Source organism: Serratia marcescens, assembly GCF_006715005.1.
GTDB lineage: Bacteria > Pseudomonadota > Gammaproteobacteria > Enterobacterales > Enterobacteriaceae > Serratia > Serratia montpellierensis.
This window is the reverse complement of the sequence record NZ_VFMJ01000001.1, coordinates 342,000-356,587: the sequence shown is the minus strand read 5'-3', so window position 1 is coordinate 356,587 and position 14,588 is coordinate 342,000. Positions and strand designations below refer to the sequence as shown.

General features: G+C 55.4%; 12 protein-coding genes, 2 tRNA genes and 3 rRNA genes. 8 read left to right on the top strand and 9 right to left on the bottom strand.

Annotated elements, in window-relative coordinates:
- Nucleotides 1-201: 201 nt before the first annotated feature.
- The 6 genes from rrf to gmhB all read right to left on the bottom strand — a co-directional run bounded on the left by rrf (nucleotide 202) and on the right by gmhB (nucleotide 6,370).
- Nucleotides 202-317, bottom strand: a 5S ribosomal RNA gene (gene rrf / locus FHU12_RS01650).
- A 174-nt stretch (nucleotides 318-491) separates the two neighbouring features.
- Nucleotides 492-3,399 (bottom strand): 23S ribosomal RNA (locus FHU12_RS01645).
- 207 nt (nucleotides 3,400-3,606) lie between these two features.
- Nucleotides 3,607-3,682, bottom strand: a tRNA-Ala gene (locus tag FHU12_RS01640).
- A 38-nt stretch (nucleotides 3,683-3,720) separates the two neighbouring features.
- Nucleotides 3,721-3,797, bottom strand: a tRNA-Ile gene (locus FHU12_RS01635).
- 74 nt (nucleotides 3,798-3,871) lie between these two features.
- Nucleotides 3,872-5,413 (bottom strand): 16S ribosomal RNA (locus FHU12_RS01630).
- Together the 16S, 23S and 5S rRNA genes with 2 tRNA genes alongside form the textbook arrangement of a ribosomal RNA operon.
- Nucleotides 5,414-5,806: 393 nt before the next feature.
- On the bottom strand, nucleotides 5,807-6,370 hold the full coding sequence (gene gmhB, locus FHU12_RS01625) for a D-glycero-beta-D-manno-heptose 1,7-bisphosphate 7-phosphatase (RefSeq protein ID WP_141967008.1): 564 nt from the start codon (nucleotides 6,368-6,370) through the stop codon (nucleotides 5,807-5,809).
- A gap of 188 nt (nucleotides 6,371-6,558) precedes the next feature.
- Between gmhB and metN the strand changes: the two genes are divergently transcribed.
- The 6 genes from metN (at nucleotide 6,559) to proS (ending at nucleotide 12,153) form a co-directional block, all read left to right on the top strand.
- Complete coding sequence (gene metN, locus FHU12_RS01620; RefSeq protein WP_004932012.1) at nucleotides 6,559-7,590, top strand: methionine ABC transporter ATP-binding protein MetN; 1,032 nt, start codon at nucleotides 6,559-6,561, stop codon at nucleotides 7,588-7,590.
- A complete protein-coding gene (locus FHU12_RS01615) occupies nucleotides 7,583-8,236 on the top strand; it encodes a methionine ABC transporter permease MetI (protein ID WP_004932010.1) in 654 nt (217 codons plus the stop codon). The genes metN and FHU12_RS01615 overlap by 8 nt, the downstream gene beginning before the upstream one ends.
- A gap of 39 nt (nucleotides 8,237-8,275) precedes the next feature.
- Nucleotides 8,276-9,091, top strand: coding sequence for a MetQ/NlpA family lipoprotein (locus FHU12_RS01610; RefSeq protein WP_041036453.1), 816 nt, complete (start codon nucleotides 8,276-8,278; stop codon nucleotides 9,089-9,091).
- Nucleotides 9,092-9,205: 114 nt separating this feature from the next.
- Nucleotides 9,206-9,610 carry an envelope stress sensor lipoprotein RcsF gene (gene rcsF, locus FHU12_RS01605; protein WP_141967006.1) on the top strand — a complete coding sequence of 135 codons (405 nt, stop codon included), beginning with the start codon at nucleotides 9,206-9,208 and terminating at the stop codon, nucleotides 9,608-9,610.
- Complete coding sequence (gene tsaA, locus FHU12_RS01600) at nucleotides 9,607-10,314, top strand: tRNA (N6-threonylcarbamoyladenosine(37)-N6)-methyltransferase TrmO (RefSeq protein WP_141967004.1); 708 nt, start codon at nucleotides 9,607-9,609, stop codon at nucleotides 10,312-10,314. Before rcsF ends, tsaA begins: the two co-directional genes overlap by 4 nt.
- A gap of 120 nt (nucleotides 10,315-10,434) precedes the next feature.
- Entirely contained in the window at nucleotides 10,435-12,153 is a 1,719-nt protein-coding gene (gene proS, locus FHU12_RS01595; RefSeq protein WP_141967002.1) for a proline--tRNA ligase, read from the top strand.
- A gap of 60 nt (nucleotides 12,154-12,213) precedes the next feature.
- Here proS and nlpE read toward each other — a convergent pair whose 3' ends face one another.
- The 3 genes from nlpE to FHU12_RS01580 are packed head-to-tail and all read right to left on the bottom strand — an operon-like array spanning nucleotide 12,214 to nucleotide 13,892.
- Nucleotides 12,214-12,897 (bottom strand): envelope stress response activation lipoprotein NlpE, encoded by a 684-nt coding sequence (gene nlpE, locus FHU12_RS01590; protein ID WP_060435094.1) that lies wholly within the window; start codon nucleotides 12,895-12,897, stop codon nucleotides 12,214-12,216.
- A 29-nt stretch (nucleotides 12,898-12,926) separates the two neighbouring features.
- A complete protein-coding gene (gene arfB / locus FHU12_RS01585; RefSeq protein ID WP_141967000.1) occupies nucleotides 12,927-13,340 on the bottom strand; it encodes an alternative ribosome rescue aminoacyl-tRNA hydrolase ArfB in 414 nt (137 codons plus the stop codon).
- A gap of 3 nt (nucleotides 13,341-13,343) precedes the next feature.
- A complete protein-coding gene (locus tag FHU12_RS01580; RefSeq protein ID WP_025304016.1) occupies nucleotides 13,344-13,892 on the bottom strand; it encodes a YaeQ family protein in 549 nt (182 codons plus the stop codon).
- A gap of 213 nt (nucleotides 13,893-14,105) precedes the next feature.
- On the opposite strand from FHU12_RS01580, the gene FHU12_RS01575 reads away from it, so the two are divergent.
- Nucleotides 14,106-14,306 (top strand): YaeP family protein, encoded by a 201-nt coding sequence (locus FHU12_RS01575; RefSeq protein WP_004931993.1) that lies wholly within the window; start codon nucleotides 14,106-14,108, stop codon nucleotides 14,304-14,306.
- Nucleotides 14,293-14,556 (top strand): Rho-binding antiterminator, encoded by a 264-nt coding sequence (rof, locus tag FHU12_RS01570; protein WP_004931991.1) that lies wholly within the window; start codon nucleotides 14,293-14,295, stop codon nucleotides 14,554-14,556. The genes FHU12_RS01575 and rof overlap by 14 nt, the downstream gene beginning before the upstream one ends.
- Nucleotides 14,557-14,588: the final 32 nt, after the last annotated feature.

Below are 14,588 nucleotides of genomic sequence, written 5' to 3'. Positions count from 1 at the left end.
TACTTTATTGTTACTTATAAGTTAACAGCCAAACTTAATAGCGGACGAAGAATATCTGACATTCAGAGAAACAATGCGTTGGTTTTGTGATGAATATTAAACAGTACGATGAAAGCTGAAGTGGATTACAACGGGGATTTTTCATTTTACGCACAGCAAAAAGCCCTGAACGTCAGTTCAGGGCTTTCGGCTTTATTTGATGCCTGGCAGTGTCCTACTCTCGCATGGGGAGACCCCACACTACCATCGGCGCTACGGCGTTTCACTTCTGAGTTCGGCATGGGGTCAGGTGGGACCACCGCGCTATTGCCGCCAGGCAAATTCTGTTTCATTCCAACCGCGCCACTCCCGTGTCGCCATCAGAACCAATCTCGGAACTTCGCTGAAAATTATTCGTATCATCCTGATACTCACCCCTTCGGGGCCAACGCTCCGCGTTGTTCAAAATCGTTCCAGACGATTTTGTCTCTCTAAAACACCTTCGGTGTTGTAAGGTTAAGCCTCACGGATCATTAGTACTGGTTAGCTCAATGCATCGCTGCACTTACACACCCAGCCTATCAACGTCTTAGTCTTAAACGTTCCTTCAGGGGCCTTAAAGGCCCAGGGAAGACTCATCTTGAGGCAAGTTTCGCGCTTAGATGCTTTCAGCGCTTATCTTTTCCGCACTTAGCTACCGGGCAATGCCATTGGCATGACAACCCGAACACCAGTGGTGCGTTCACTCCGGTCCTCTCGTACTAGGAGCAACCCCTCTCAATCTTCCAACGCCCACGGCAGATAGGGACCGAACTGTCTCACGACGTTCTAAACCCAGCTCGCGTACCACTTTAAATGGCGAACAGCCATACCCTTGGGACCTACTTCAGCCCCAGGATGTGATGAGCCGACATCGAGGTGCCAAACACCGCCGTCGATATGAACTCTTGGGCGGTATCAGCCTGTTATCCCCGGAGTACCTTTTATCCGTTGAGCGATGGCCCTTCCATTCAGAACCACCGGATCACTAAGACCTACTTTCGTACCTGCTCGAGCCGTCACTCTCGCAGTCAAGCTAGCTTATGCCTTTGCACTAACCTCACGATGTCCGACCGTGATTAGCTAACCTTCGTGCTCCTCCGTTACTCTTTGGGAGGAGACCGCCCCAGTCAAACTACCCACCAGACACTGTCCTCACCCCAGATTATGGGGCCGAGTTAGAACATCAAACATTAAAGGGTGGTATTTCAAGGATGGCTCCACGCAGACTGGCGTCCACGCTTCAAAGCCTCCCACCTATCCTACACATCAAGGCTCAATGTTCAGTGTCAAGCTATAGTAAAGGTTCACGGGGTCTTTCCGTCTTGCCGCGGGTACACTGCATCTTCACAGCGAGTTCAATTTCACTGAGTCTCGGGTGGAGACAGCCTGGCCATCATTACGCCATTCGTGCAGGTCGGAACTTACCCGACAAGGAATTTCGCTACCTTAGGACCGTTATAGTTACGGCCGCCGTTTACTGGGGCTTCGATCAAGAGCTTCGCCTTGCGGCTGACCCCATCAATTAACCTTCCAGCACCGGGCAGGCGTCACACCGTATACGTCCACTTTCGTGTTTGCACAGTGCTGTGTTTTTATTAAACAGTTGCAGCCAGCTGGTATCTTCGACTGGCTTCAGCTCCATCCGCGAAGGACTTCACCTACATGCCAGCGTGCCTTCTCCCGAAGTTACGGCACCATTTTGCCTAGTTCCTTCACCCGAGTTCTCTCAAGCGCCTTGGTATTCTCTACCTGACCACCTGTGTCGGTTTGGGGTACGATTTAATGTTACCTAGAGCTTAGAGGCTTTTCCTGGAAGCAGGGCATCAACTACTTCTGCACCGTAGTGCATCGTCATCACGCCTCAGGGTTAGTATGTAACCGGATTTACCAGGTCACACCCCCTACACGCTTAAACCGGGACAACCGTCGCCCGGCTAGCCTAGCCTTCTCCGTCCCCCCTTCGCAGTAACACCAAGTACAGGAATATTAACCTGTTTCCCATCGACTACGCTTTTCAGCCTCGCCTTAGGGGTCGACTCACCCTGCCCCGATTAACGTTGGACAGGAACCCTTGGTCTTCCGGCGAGCGGGCTTTTCACCCGCTTTATCGTTACTTATGTCAGCATTCGCACTTCTGATACCTCCAGCAACCCTCACAGGCCACCTTCAACGGCTTACAGAACGCTCCCCTACCCAACAACGCCTAAGCGTCGCTGCCGCAGCTTCGGTGCATGGTTTAGCCCCGTTACATCTTCCGCGCAGGCCGACTCGACCAGTGAGCTATTACGCTTTCTTTAAATGATGGCTGCTTCTAAGCCAACATCCTGGCTGTCTATGCCTTCCCACATCGTTTCCCACTTAACCATGACTTTGGGACCTTAGCTGGCGGTCTGGGTTGTTTCCCTCTTCACGACGGACGTTAGCACCCGCCGTGTGTCTCCCGTGATAACATTCTTCGGTATTCGGAGTTTGCATCGGTTTGGTAAGCCGGGATGGCCCCCTAGCCGAAACAGTGCTCTACCCCCGAAGATGAGTTCACGAGGCGCTACCTAAATAGCTTTCGGGGAGAACCAGCTATCTCCCGGTTTGATTGGCCTTTCACCCCCAGCCACAAGTCATCCGCTAATTTTTCAACATTAGTCGGTTCGGTCCTCCAGTTAGTGTTACCCAACCTTCAACCTGCCCATGGCTAGATCACCGGGTTTCGGGTCTATACCTTGCAACTATTCGCCCAGTTAAGACTCGGTTTCCCTACGGCTCCCCTATACGGTTAACCTTGCTACAAAATATAAGTCGCTGACCCATTATACAAAAGGTACGCAGTCACACCACGAAGGTGCTCCCACTGCTTGTACGTACACGGTTTCAGGTTCTATTTCACTCCCCTCGCCGGGGTTCTTTTCGCCTTTCCCTCACGGTACTGGTTCACTATCGGTCAGTCAGGAGTATTTAGCCTTGGAGGATGGTCCCCCCATATTCAGACAGGATGTCACGTGTCCCGCCCTACTCATCGAACTCACGACCTGTGCATTTTAGTGTACGGGGCTATCACCCTTTGCTGCGCGACTTTCCAGACGCTTCCACTAACACACAAGCCGATTCAGGTTCTGGGCTCCTCCCCGTTCGCTCGCCGCTACTGGGGGAATCTCGGTTGATTTCTTTTCCTCGGGGTACTTAGATGTTTCAGTTCCCCCGGTTCGCCTCATGCCACTATGTATTCATGACATGATAGTGTGTCGAAACACACTGGGTTTCCCCATTCGGGTATCGCCGGTTGTAACGGTTCATATCACCTTACCGACGCTTTTCGCAGATTAGCACGCCCTTCATCGCCTCTGACTGCCTAGGCATCCACCGTGTACGCTTAGTCACTTAACCTCACAACCCGAAGATGTTTCCATCGTTCGCGCTGCAAACATTTGAGAGACTCTATGACAGGTTACTCTTCATCCCAATACATCTACGGAGGGATAAATTTCAGCCGTCATGTTTCAATTTTCAGCTTGTTCCAGATTGTTAAAGAGCAAAATACTTCGCAGCATACTGTCGCCAATATACTCTGAAGTATTGAAATACCGGACTATATGGTGGAGCTAAGCGGGATCGAACCGCTGACCTCCTGCGTGCAAGGCAGGCGCTCTCCCAGCTGAGCTATAGCCCCATACAGTCACGTGCAGTACCTTTTCCACTTCGAAGAAGTGGTAGGCCTGAGTGGACTTGAACCACCGACCTCACCCTTATCAGGGGTGCGCTCTAACCACCTGAGCTACAAGCCTATAAAGGTATTTCTGCTCGTTACTTTCTATCAGACAATCTGTGTGAGCACGCCACTCGAACTAATATCTTTAGGTAAGGAGGTGATCCAACCGCAGGTTCCCCTACGGTTACCTTGTTACGACTTCACCCCAGTCATGAATCACAAAGTGGTAAGCGCCCTCCCGAAGGTTAAGCTACCTACTTCTTTTGCAACCCACTCCCATGGTGTGACGGGCGGTGTGTACAAGGCCCGGGAACGTATTCACCGTAGCATTCTGATCTACGATTACTAGCGATTCCGACTTCATGGAGTCGAGTTGCAGACTCCAATCCGGACTACGACATACTTTATGAGGTCCGCTTGCTCTCGCGAGGTCGCTTCTCTTTGTATATGCCATTGTAGCACGTGTGTAGCCCTACTCGTAAGGGCCATGATGACTTGACGTCATCCCCACCTTCCTCCAGTTTATCACTGGCAGTCTCCTTTGAGTTCCCGGCCGAACCGCTGGCAACAAAGGATAAGGGTTGCGCTCGTTGCGGGACTTAACCCAACATTTCACAACACGAGCTGACGACAGCCATGCAGCACCTGTCTCAGAGTTCCCGAAGGCACCAATCCATCTCTGGAAAGTTCTCTGGATGTCAAGAGTAGGTAAGGTTCTTCGCGTTGCATCGAATTAAACCACATGCTCCACCGCTTGTGCGGGCCCCCGTCAATTCATTTGAGTTTTAACCTTGCGGCCGTACTCCCCAGGCGGTCGATTTAACGCGTTAGCTCCGGAAGCCACGCCTCAAGGGCACAACCTCCAAATCGACATCGTTTACAGCGTGGACTACCAGGGTATCTAATCCTGTTTGCTCCCCACGCTTTCGCACCTGAGCGTCAGTCTTCGTCCAGGGGGCCGCCTTCGCCACCGGTATTCCTCCAGATCTCTACGCATTTCACCGCTACACCTGGAATTCTACCCCCCTCTACGAGACTCTAGCTTGCCAGTTTCAAATGCAGTTCCCAGGTTGAGCCCGGGGATTTCACATCTGACTTAACAAACCGCCTGCGTGCGCTTTACGCCCAGTAATTCCGATTAACGCTTGCACCCTCCGTATTACCGCGGCTGCTGGCACGGAGTTAGCCGGTGCTTCTTCTGCGAGTAACGTCAATTGATGAACGTATTAAGTTCACCACCTTCCTCCTCGCTGAAAGTGCTTTACAACCCGAAGGCCTTCTTCACACACGCGGCATGGCTGCATCAGGCTTGCGCCCATTGTGCAATATTCCCCACTGCTGCCTCCCGTAGGAGTCTGGACCGTGTCTCAGTTCCAGTGTGGCTGGTCATCCTCTCAGACCAGCTAGGGATCGTCGCCTAGGTGAGCCATTACCCCACCTACTAGCTAATCCCATCTGGGCACATCTGATGGCAAGAGGCCCGAAGGTCCCCCTCTTTGGTCTTGCGACGTTATGCGGTATTAGCTACCGTTTCCAGTAGTTATCCCCCTCCATCAGGCAGTTTCCCAGACATTACTCACCCGTCCGCCGCTCGTCACCCAGAGAGCAAGCTCTCCTGTGCTACCGCTCGACTTGCATGTGTTAAGCCTGCCGCCAGCGTTCAATCTGAGCCATGATCAAACTCTTCAATTAAAAGCTTGATTTGCTTCCACTCGAGAAGCGATGCTCAAAGATTTACTGCATGAATTTTACTTCAGTTAGTCACTCTTCAAGACTTGATATTTTTTTGCATCCGAAGATGCTGGATATCGTCTTGTGGAGTGCCCACACAGATTGTCTGATAAATTGTTAAAGAGCAGTGAGTTAGGCGCTTTCGCTTGCTAACTCGAGGTGGCGTATATTACGCTTTCCTCTTTCAGAGTCAACCCTAATTTTCAGGATTTTTTCTCTGCGACCCCCGGATACTCTGTGAAGTTGTTCACATGTTCCGTGTCGATGGAGGCGCATTATAGGGAGCCGGTTCAGAATGACAAGCGATAATCTGCATTTTTTATCTGACCGCTCACCATTCATTCGTAACGCCTATTAAACCCGCTTTTTGATGGCTGCCGGCAGGTCCGCCAGGCTATTTAGCACCCAATCGGCCAGCTTTTCGCCTTGCTCGGTTACCGGCTTACCGGTACGCACCAGCACTTTGGTGCCGACGCCGGCCGCGATCGCCGCCTGCATATCTTCCGGTTTATCGCCCACCATATAAGAAGCGGCCATATCGATGTTCAATTCCTGCTGCGCTTGCAGCAGCATGCCCGGCTGCGGTTTGCGGCAGTCACACACCTGACGATACTCTTCTATTACTGCCTCCGGATGATGCGGGCAGAAATAGATGCCGTCGAAGTCGACGTCGCGATCGGCCAGCGACCAATCCATCCACTCGGTCAGGTACATAAATTGGTCTTCGCTGAACTTGCCGCGCGCAATGCCGGACTGGTTGGTCACCATCACCAACGCGAAGCCCATCTTTTTGAGTTCGCGACAGGCGTCAATCGCGCCGTCAATAAAGTGGAAGTTGTCGATTTCATGGACATAGCCATGGTCAACGTTAATCGTACCGTCACGATCGAGAAAAATTGCTGGAACGCTTTGTGTCACCGCTTTGCTCCTGAGGGCCTGTATACGCTGACAGTATCGCATGTTTTACCCCGCACTGAGAACGCCGGAGAACGTCGTTGTCCGTTGACTTAGACGTCTAGACGCCTTAACATCTGACCCATACCTGGGTTCCACGCCGAGGTTTACTTTTATCTAGCCACGGGCAACCACGCTAAAATAAGAAGAATATGATTAAACTTTCTAACATCACTAAAGTGTTCCAGCAGGGTTCGCGCACCATTACCGCGCTCTCTGACGTGACCCTTCACGTCCCTGCCGGGCAAATCTATGGCGTTATCGGGTCTTCCGGTGCCGGCAAAAGCACGCTGATCCGCTGCGCCAACATGCTGGAGCGCCCAACATCAGGCCAGGTCCTGGTCGATGGTCAGGATCTGACTTCGCTGTCGGAAAGCGAACTGACGCGCGCCCGTCGCCAAATCGGCATGATCTTCCAGCACTTCAACCTGCTCTCTTCCCGCACGGTGTTCGGCAACGTCGCGCTGCCGCTGGAGCTGGACAATACGCCGCGCGCCGAGATCAAAAAGCGCGTGACCGAACTGCTGGAGCTGGTCGGCCTGGCGGACAAACACGACGCCTATCCGGCCAACCTGTCCGGCGGCCAGAAACAGCGCGTAGCGATCGCCCGTGCGCTGGCCAGTAACCCCAAAGTGCTGCTGTGCGACGAAGCCACCAGCGCGCTGGATCCGGCCACCACCCGTTCCATCCTGGAACTGCTGAAAGACATCAATCGCCGTCTGGGCCTGACCATTCTGCTCATCACCCACGAAATGGACGTGGTGAAACGCATCTGCGACCAGGTCGCGGTCATCAGCCAGGGGCAACTGATCGAAAAAGACAGCGTCAGCGAAGTGTTCTCACACCCGAAAACCCCGCTGGCCCAGCAGTTCATTCAGTCCACGCTGCATCTGGATATCCCGGACGACTACGCCGCGCGCCTATCGCCGGAACGTCAGGGCGACCGCCAGCCGCTGCTGCGCCTGGAATTCACCGGCCAGTCGGTCGATGCGCCGCTGCTGTCTGAAGCCGCTCGCCGCTTCAACGTAAACAACAACATTATCAGCGCCCAGATGGATTATGCCGGCGGCGTGAAATTCGGCGTGATGCTGGCGGAGCTGCACGGCAGCGACGAAGACGCGCTGGCGACGATTAAGTTCCTGCAAGAAAATCAGGTAAAAGTAGAGGTTCTGGGTTATGTCTGAGGCAATGATGTGGTTGATGGCGCGTGGCGTGTGGGAAACCGTCATGATGACCTTTGTCTCCGGCTTCTTCGGTTTCGTGCTCGGCCTGCCGGTCGGCGTGCTGCTGTATGTCACCCGCCCGGGGCAGATCATCGCCAACAACTCGCTGTATAAAATCCTGTCCGGGCTGGTGAACATCTTCCGTTCCATCCCGTTCATTATCCTGCTGGTTTGGATGATTCCGTTTACCCGCATGATCGTCGGCACCTCTATCGGTCTGCAGGCGGCCATCGTGCCGTTGACCGTGGGCGCCGCGCCGTTCATCGCGCGCATGGTGGAAAACGCCCTGCTGGAGATCCCGTCCGGTCTGGTGGAAGCGGCGCGCGCCATGGGCGCCACGCCGATGCAGATCATCAAGAAAGTGTTGCTGCCGGAAGCCCTGCCGGGCCTGGTCAACGCCGCGACTATCACGTTGATCACCCTGGTGGGCTACTCCGCCATGGGCGGTGCGGTCGGCGCCGGTGGCCTGGGCCAAATCGGTTACCAATACGGTTATATCGGTTATAACGCCACAGTGATGAATACCGTATTAGTATTACTGGTAGTTTTGGTTTATCTGATCCAGTTCTGCGGCGATCGCATCGTCAAAGCCGTTACCCATAAATAGTTTCACAGCATGTTAATGCGAGTCTAATGAGGAAGGGATATGTCGTTAAAATTTAAATCCATCGCGGCAATTGGCGCACTGATCGGCACTCTGGCTCTGGCGGGCTGCGGCCAGGATGAAAAAAATCCAAACCACATCAAAGTCGGCGTGATCGTCGGCGCAGAGCAGCAAGTGGCTGAAGTCGCTCAGAAAGTGGCGAAAGAGAAATACGGTCTGGACGTTGAGCTGGTGACCTTCAACGACTACGTGTTGCCGAACGAAGCGCTGAGCAAAGGCGATATCGACCTGAACGCCTTCCAGCACAAGCCATACCTGGATCAGCAAATCAAAGATCGCGGCTACAAGCTGGTGCCGGTCGGCAGCACCTTTGTTTACCCGATTGCTGGTTACTCCAAGAAAATCAAATCGCTGGACGAGCTGAAAGACGGTTCTCAGATTGCACTGCCTAACGATCCGACCAACCTGGGCCGTTCGCTGCTGCTGCTGCAGAAAGTCGGCCTGATCAAACTGAAAGACGGTGTTGGCCTGCTGCCGACCGTGCTGGACGTGACCGAGAACCCGAAAAACCTGAAGCTGGTTGAGCTGGAAGCGCCTCAGCTGCCACGCTCTCTGGACGATCAGCAGATCGCGCTGGCGGTGATCAATACCACCTACGCCAGCCAGATCGGCCTGACGCCGGCGAAAGACGGTCTGTTCGTGGAAGATAAAGACTCGCCTTACGTCAACCTGCTGGTTGCGCGTGAAGATAACAAAGATGCGGAAAACGTGAAGAAATTCGTGCAGGCCTATCAGTCTGACGAAGTTGACGCCGCCGCCAACAAAATCTTCAACGGCGGTGCGGTGAAAGGCTGGTAAGCGCTTATTCGCCAATTTTATTCCTATAATTGCAAGACGGGCCAAGGCCCGTCTTGTTATTTCCGCCATAGATTGCTTCAATAGCGCCACTTTCATTAAGGCAGAGGAATCTCAATGCGTGTTTTACCTCTCTGTTTGTTAGCGCTTGCGCTGGCCGGATGTTCATCGCAACGTATCGCGCCGTCCTCAACAAGCAGCACCAGCAAGCCGACCACCACCAGCCCGGCCAAGACCACGCCGGCCGCCCGCCCCGCTCCGGTAAAACTGTACAAAAGTGCAGAAGAGCTCGTGGGCAAGCCATTCCGCGATCTGGGTGAAGTGTCCGGCGAATCGTGCCAAACCACCGTACAAGACTCCCCACCGAATCTGGCTACCGCCCGTAAACGCATGCAAATCCGCGCGTCTTACATGAAGGCCAACGCCGTGCTGCTGCACGACTGCCAGATTGTCAGCGGCGTCGCCGGTTGTTACCAGCAGGCCGTCTGCCAGGGCTCGGCGCTTAACGTCTCGTCCAAATGACCGAATTCGTTTTCGAGCAGATCGGCGTGATCCGCTCGCCGTATAAAGAAAAATTCGCCGTTCCCCGCCAGCCGGGACTGGTCGAAGACGGTGGCGGCGAACTGCTGCTGCTGCCGCCTTACAACCAGGCGGAGGCGGTACGTGGCCTCAGCGATTTCAGCCATCTGTGGGTGATGTTCATTTTCCATCAAACCCTGGAGGGCGGCTGGCGGCCGACGGTGCGCCCGCCGCGTTTAGGCGGCAATGCCCGCATGGGCGTGTTCGCGACCCGCTCCACCTTCCGCCCCAATCCACTCGGCATGTCGCTCATTGAGCTGAAAGATGTGCGAGTAAAAAACGGCGAAGTGGTGCTGGAACTGGGCAGCCTCGATCTGGTCGACGGCACCCCGGTGGTGGACATCAAGCCGTATCTGCCGTTCGCCGAGAGCCAACCACAGGCCCGCGCCGGCTTTGCTCAGGCCGCGCCCGCCGGCGATATGCCGGTGCGTTTCGCGCCGCAGGCCGAGCAGCAGCTGCAGCAACATCAGGCGCGTTACCCGCAATTACGGCGTTTTATCAGCCAGGTGCTGGCGCAAGACCCCCGTCCCGCCTATCGTAAAGGAGAGGACGTCGAACGGGATTACGCCGTCTGGCTGCTGGATTTCAACGTGCGCTGGCGCGTCTTGGACGGCCATACCGAAGTGTTGGCGCTCGACCCGCGTTAAAATTCCGCCGCCTCTCTTTTGGCGACCCGCTCGCGCTGGTAAACTAAACCACTTTTGTCACTTTTGGCCGCCACTCTGGCAGCCCGATGCAATTTGCAGTTCTAACGGAACCAAAACACCATGCGTACTAGCCAATATCTGCTCTCCACTCTGAAGGAGACACCTGCCGACGCCGAAGTGATCAGCCACCAGCTGATGCTGCGCGCCGGGATGATCCGCAAGCTGGCCTCCGGTCTTTATACCTGGCTGCCGACCGGCCTGCGCGTTCTGAAAAAGGTTGAAAACATCGTTCGCGAAGAAATGAACAATGCTAATGCGATCGAAGTGTCTATGCCGGTGGTTCAGCCTGCCGACCTGTGGCAGGAAAGCGGCCGTTGGGAGCAATACGGCCCCGAGCTGCTGCGCTTCGTCGACCGCGGCGACCGCCCGTTCGTGCTGGGCCCGACGCATGAAGAAGTGATCACCGATCTGATCCGCAACGAGATCAGCTCGTACAAACAGCTGCCGCTGAACTTCTTCCAGATCCAGACCAAATTCCGTGATGAAGTGCGTCCGCGTTTCGGCGTGATGCGTTCCCGCGAGTTCCTGATGAAGGATGCCTACTCCTTCCACACCTCGCAGGAGTCTCTGCAGGAGACTTACGACGCAATGTACGAAGCGTACAGCAAAATCTTCAGCCGCATGGGCCTGGATTTCCGTCCGGTGCAGGCCGATACCGGCTCGATCGGCGGCAGCGCCTCGCACGAATTCCAGGTGCTGGCGGACAGCGGTGAAGACGATATCGTGTTCTCCACCGGTTCCGACTTCGCCGCCAACATCGAGCTGGCGGAAGCGGTCGCGCCGGCGGCTCCACGCGCGGCGGCCAGCGAAGCGCTGCGCCTGGTGGATACGCCAAATGCCAAAACTATCGCCGAGCTGGTCGAGCAATTCGCGCTGCCGGTGGAAAAAACCGTGAAGACGCTGATGGTGCACGCCGCCGAAGAGAGCGGCCACAAGCTGGTTGCCCTGCTGGTGCGCGGCGATCACGAGCTGAACGAAATCAAGGCCGAGAAGCTGGCTCAGGTAGCTGCGCCGCTGACCTTCGCCACCGAAGAAGAAATTCGCGCCATCGTCGGCGCCGGCCCGGGTTCACTCGGCCCGGTCAACCTGCCGATGCCAGTGGTTGCTGACCGCAGCGTGGCGGCGATGAGCGACTTTGGCGCCGGCGCCAACGTTGACGGCAAACACTACTTCGGCATCAACTGGGAGCGCGATTTGCCGCTGCCGCAGGTGGCCGATATCCGTAATGTGGTGGAAGGCGACGCCAGCCCGGACGGTCAGGGCACGCTGCTGATCAAACGCGGTATCGAAGTGGGCCATATCTTCCAGCTCGGCACCAAGTATTCGGAAGCGATGAAAGCGACCGTGCAAGGCGAAGACGGCCGCAATCAGGTGCTGACCATGGGTTGCTACGGCATCGGGGTCACGCGCGTCGTGGCCGCCGCCATCGAGCAGAACCACGACGAACGCGGCATCATCTGGCCGGACGCCATCGCGCCGTTCCAGGTAGCGATTCTGCCGATGAACATGCACAAGTCGTTCCGCGTGCAGGCGCTGGCTGAAGAGCTGTACAACACCCTGCGCGCCCACGGCATCGATGTGATCCTCGATGACCGCAAAGAGCGTCCGGGCGTGATGTTCGCGGATATGGAGCTGATCGGCGTGCCGCACTCTATCGTCATCGGTGACCGTAACCTCGACAACGAAGAGATCGAGTATAAGAACCGCCGCGTCGGCGAGAAGCAAATGATTAAAACCGGCGAAATCGTTGATTTCCTGCTGGGCCAGATCAAACGCTAAGCGACGAACGCCAGAAAATAAAAAACCCGCCTAGGCGGGTTTTTTTATGTCCGAAAACGCTTACTTGCTGCTGCAGTTCTTGCTGCGGTCGAACGCGATTTTGCCGTCCGGCACCACCGCCTTCTCTATCTGCCCTTCTTCCATCGATGGCTGCACGCTGAAGTGCGCATTGAAGGTCAGGAACACCGGCTCGCCGGCATTTTTGTTGGCTTTGGCGTAACCTTGCTCCAGCGCGATGTTGTTATCCACCGGGAACGTGATGCCCGTGGCACAATCTTTGAACACCGCCGCGTCAGCCATATAGCTGTAGCTGCCTTTCATCACCATCGGGGTTTTAGGCAACGGTTTTTCAACCGGCTCGAGGCGGTAATTCAGCTTGGATTCGATCGGCACGCCGCTGCGATCCAGCATCTCCAGGCTCTTGCCCACCGGGCGGAAATAGCGTTTTTCACCGGTGCTGTCGGTCAGCACCAGCTTATCCGCAGTGCGCGCCCATTTGCCGTAGTCGGCAAAGGTCTGATCGCCGTCTTTGGTGTCGCGGTAGGTTTCCTGCAGCACAAAGGTGCCGTCCTCATCCAGGAACAGCGCCGTGTCCAGACCGCCGCAATCGGCGCAAGGCAACAATCCTTGATAACTCTGCGGCATCGCCTGCAGCGGTTGTTCCTTCGGCTGATAATGATTGTTGCATCCCAACAACGAGAGTGCGCCTGCCGCCAAGAACAGGGCTATCGTAATTTTCTTCACAGTTATTCTCCTACTGTGTTCATGTATTCCTAAGTGCGAACCTTGCCACGCAGCGCCTTGGTGGCGCCTTTACGCGTCTTGCCTTCCAGGCGACGCAGTTTCGCTCCTTTCGTCGGCTTGGTCGCCCTGCGCGTTTTTTCCACCACCATCGCCTGCTGAATCAGCGCGACCAGCCGGGCCAACGCCGCTTCGCGATTCAATTCCTGACTGCGATACTCTTGCGCCTTGATAATCACCACGCCATCAGCGGTAATAAGATGATGATTCAGCGCCAGCAGCCTTTCCTTATAATACTCTGGCAGGCTGGATGCCCGGATGTCAAAGCGCAAATGGATCGCCGTTGAGGTTTTGTTCACGTGCTGGCCGCCCGCGCCCTGCGCGCGGATCGCCGTCAATTCCAGCTCATTATCCGGTATGGCTACGTTTCTTGACAGTTCCAGCACCGGTTACACCTGTGCCTGCTGCCACTCGGCAAACTGGATTTCCAGACTATTCTGAGCATCGGACAGCCAAATAGTTCCCTCCTGCAGCGTTGCCTGCAGCGTCATGGTGCGGCTGGCCAATGCCGTCAGGCGCGCCAGCTGCTCGTCGTCGAGGAAACGCACGCTCAGGTTCTTGTAGCCGGCCACCTTGCCCTGCATTCCCTGCCACCAAACGTGCGCGGCACGCTCGCCGTAGGCGTACAGCACCACGCGCGGCGACTGGTTGCAGGCCTTGCGAATGCGCTTCTCGTCGGGCAATCCCATCTCGATCCACATTTCCAGCCCATTGTGGTCGTTGCGCTGCCAGATCTCCGGCTCGTCGTCGGCGCTCAGCCCTTTGGTGAACACCAACCGCTCGTCGGCATGGCAGATCCAGGCCAACAAACGCAGCATCATACGCTGCTCGTTTTCGGACGGGTGTTGCGCCAGCGTCAGCGTAGCGTCGTGGTAGAAGTGACGATCCATATCAGCAATATTGACCGCGGCTTTATAAATGGTTGCTTTCAGCGCCATGGGTGACCTCGTTATTATCCGGCGACAGTGTACTTGATCAGGGCCAAACCCCGCCAGCGCGGCCAGGCCGCGGCAGTGCGAAAGGCGTGCCGGGGTGCTGATAACTCCATAACAGCTGTGCTATAGTCGTCTAGGATAGGATAAAACTCCGAGAGCCTGCGCCTCATCGCGATAGTAGTCTTGATGATGCAGAGGTTCTTAAGGGAGGAAACTGTGCAACAATACTGTGAGTTAGTACGCCGTACTTACGCCGAGATTGGCAGTGGAGATCTTGGCTACGTGCCTGATGCGCTGGCTTGTGCGTTAAAGGCATTGGACGATGTCGCAGCGAACGATGCGCTACCGTCCTCCGTTAGGGAACAGGCGGCCTTTGCCGCCGCTAACTTATTGGTGAGCGACTATGTTGATGAATGATGAGTACCAACCCATCAATTGCGATGACTACGACAACCTGGAACTCGCCTGTCAGCATAAACTTATTCTGAAGCTGGAGTTACGCGACGGAGAAGTGATCGAGGCCAAGGCGATCGACCTGCTGCAAAAGAAACGCGTTGAGTATCTGACCATCGAACAGAACGGCCAGCAGCGCGACCTGCGCCTGGACCATATCAGCAGTTTCAGTCATCCGGAAATCGGTACCGTGGTCGTCAGTCTGTCGGACTGAGCAGCGGTAACCCCATCCCAACAGGGCAGCCC